Origin of the sequence: Corallococcus sp. CA049B (assembly GCF_003611685.1) — a bacterium.
In the GTDB taxonomy this organism is placed as follows: Bacteria; Myxococcota; Myxococcia; order Myxococcales; family Myxococcaceae; genus Corallococcus; species Corallococcus coralloides.
In genome coordinates this window covers 1-2,029 of record NZ_RAWC01000426.1, presented here as the reverse complement: position 1 = coordinate 2,029, position 2,029 = coordinate 1, and the positions used below count along the sequence as shown (strand labels likewise).

Below are 2,029 nucleotides of genomic sequence, written 5' to 3'. Positions count from 1 at the left end.
CCCCCACCACCAGCAAGGACATCACCCACCCGCCGCGCCACCCCATGCCACACCCCTTCAATAAGGCCTGGGAGGGAGGGTGTGTCGCGCAAGGGGTTGCGCCAAGTGCCCCCGGGTCGTGACGTGCTCGCCTGCCTGGACCGACGCGGTGTACGGCGGGGCCGCGCACTGTGTGGTCGCTATACTGCGCGGCTTCATGAAGACGGACACGTTGAAGGCGCAGCTCAAGCGCACGTTGCGGCGCGACCTGTGGATCGCCGTTGCTCCCGCGACGCTGCTCATCGCGGTGGCGTTCGCGGTGACGTTCTATTTCGTCAAGCCCGCGCCGCCGAAGACCCTGGTGATGGCGCTGGCGCCGGAAGAGGGCGGCTTCAACTACATGGCGAAGCGCTACCAGAAGTTCCTCGCGCAGCACGGGGTGACGCTGGAGTTGCGCAACACGAAGGGCTCCGTGGGCAGCGTGGCGCTGTTGAACGCGGAGGACAGCGGGGTGGACATCGCCTTCGCGCAGAGCGGCACCACCGGCGGCAAGGGCCAGGAGGTGCCGGAGCACGTGGCGTCGCTGGGGAGCCTCTCCTACGTGCCGCTGTGGGTCTTCTACCGGGGCGAGCCCGTGGACGACGTGCGCGGCCTCCAGGGCAAGCGCATCGCGGTGGGGCCCGAGGAGAGCGGCACGCGCGCGCTGGCGATGACGCTGCTCCAGGCGAACAAGGTGGACGCGGCGCCCACGGAGTTGCTGCCGCTGGACCGGGACGCCGCCATCGACGCGCTGACGCAGGGGAAGGTGGACGCGGTGTTCCTGGTGTCGCCCGCGGAGTCGCCGCGCATCCAGAAGCTGGCGGCGGTGAAGGACGTGCGCCTCTTGAACTTCAAGCGCGCGGAGGCCTACACGCGCCGCTATCCGTACCTGTCACGCCACGTGCTGCCTCAGGGCGTGTTCGACTTCGCCAGGAACGTGCCGGACGAGGACGTGGTGCTGCTCGCGCCCAACGCGCTCCTGCTGGCGAAGGACTCACTGCACCCGGCGCTCGCGTACCTGCTGATGCGCGCGGCCAGCGACATCCACGGCACGGCGGGCATCCTGGACAAGACGGGCGAGTTCCCCGCGCCGCTCGCGGCGGGCTTCGCCTTGAGCAGCGAGGCGAAGCGCTACTACGCGTCGGGCGTTCCGCTGCTCCAGCGCTACCTGCCCTTCTGGGCGGCGAACCTGGTGGACCGGCTGTGGGTGATGCTGGTGCCCATCATCGCGGTGGTGGTGCCGCTGGGGCGGGCGGTGCCCGCGATGTTCCTGTGGCGGGTCCGCTCGCGCATCCACCGGTGGTACGCGCGGCTGAAGGAGATTGAAATCCAGCTGGAGGAGGACCCGGACCAGGAGCTGCTCCAGGCCATGCTCAAGCGGCTGGAGGAGGCCGAGCGCGAGGTGAACCGCATCGCGGTGCCGACCGCCTACGCGGAGAACCTGTACTTCTTCCGCGAGCACGTGGACGTCGTGCGCCGCCGGCTCACCCGCAGGCTCGCGGGCGCGCCCGAGCACAAGGACGGGCCCCCGTTGCACGTGAGCGCGTGACCTGGAAGGCGGTTTCAGGGGGCGATGCCGAGCAGCTCGCGGATCTGCCGGATCATGGCGATCTCCGAGTCGTCCAGGTGGCCGTCGCCGATGACGAGGGCGTGGACCGCGTCGAGCACGGCCTTGGGGTCCTGGCGCAGGGCGCTCAGGTTCGGTGGCGGGAGCGGCTGGCCCTCGTGGAGGCAGCGGGTGAGGGCGCTGAGCTCCGTCAGGGGCACGCTGAAGCCGCGTGCGGTTTCGATGATGGCGTCAATCTCCTCGCGGGTGACGCGGTCGTCGCTGGTGGCCACCTGGAGCAGGAGCTTGATGACCTCGATGTGGAACTGGGCTTCAGGGGGCAGCGGGGCAGCCATGTGGGTTGCGTCCTCCAAGGATGTCCAGGCTGACCTGCCAGGGGGGGAGCCGTCCAGCCCTGAGTCGCCGCCGCGTCGGGGAGCGGAAAGGCGGGCGGGTGGGGGAGGG

Annotated in this window: 2 protein-coding genes; one reads left to right on the top strand and one right to left on the bottom strand. The window is 70.1% G+C overall.

Going from position 1 to position 2,029, the window contains the following annotated elements; all coding sequences use genetic code 11:
- The first annotated feature begins 196 nt into the window (after nucleotides 1-196).
- The gene (locus D7W82_RS39410; RefSeq protein ID WP_120623153.1) at nucleotides 197-1,567 is read left to right on the top strand and encodes a TAXI family TRAP transporter solute-binding subunit; all 1,371 of its coding nucleotides are present in this window, start codon (nucleotides 197-199) and stop codon (nucleotides 1,565-1,567) included.
- A gap of 14 nt (nucleotides 1,568-1,581) precedes the next feature.
- Here the strand turns inward: D7W82_RS39410 and D7W82_RS39405 are convergent, their stop codons facing one another.
- The gene (locus D7W82_RS39405) at nucleotides 1,582-1,920 is read right to left on the bottom strand and encodes a TerB family tellurite resistance protein (RefSeq protein ID WP_120623152.1); all 339 of its coding nucleotides are present in this window, start codon (nucleotides 1,918-1,920) and stop codon (nucleotides 1,582-1,584) included.
- Nucleotides 1,921-2,029: the final 109 nt, after the last annotated feature.

What these genes read in the sequence shown, in the direction of transcription:
- D7W82_RS39410 (WP_120623153.1), top strand. Translation starts at nt 197, where the DNA reads ATGAAGACGGACACGTTGAAGGCGCAGCTCAAGCGCACGTTGCGGCGC.
- D7W82_RS39405 (WP_120623152.1), bottom strand. Translation starts at nt 1,920, where the DNA reads ATGGCTGCCCCGCTGCCCCCTGAAGCCCAGTTCCACATCGAGGTCATC.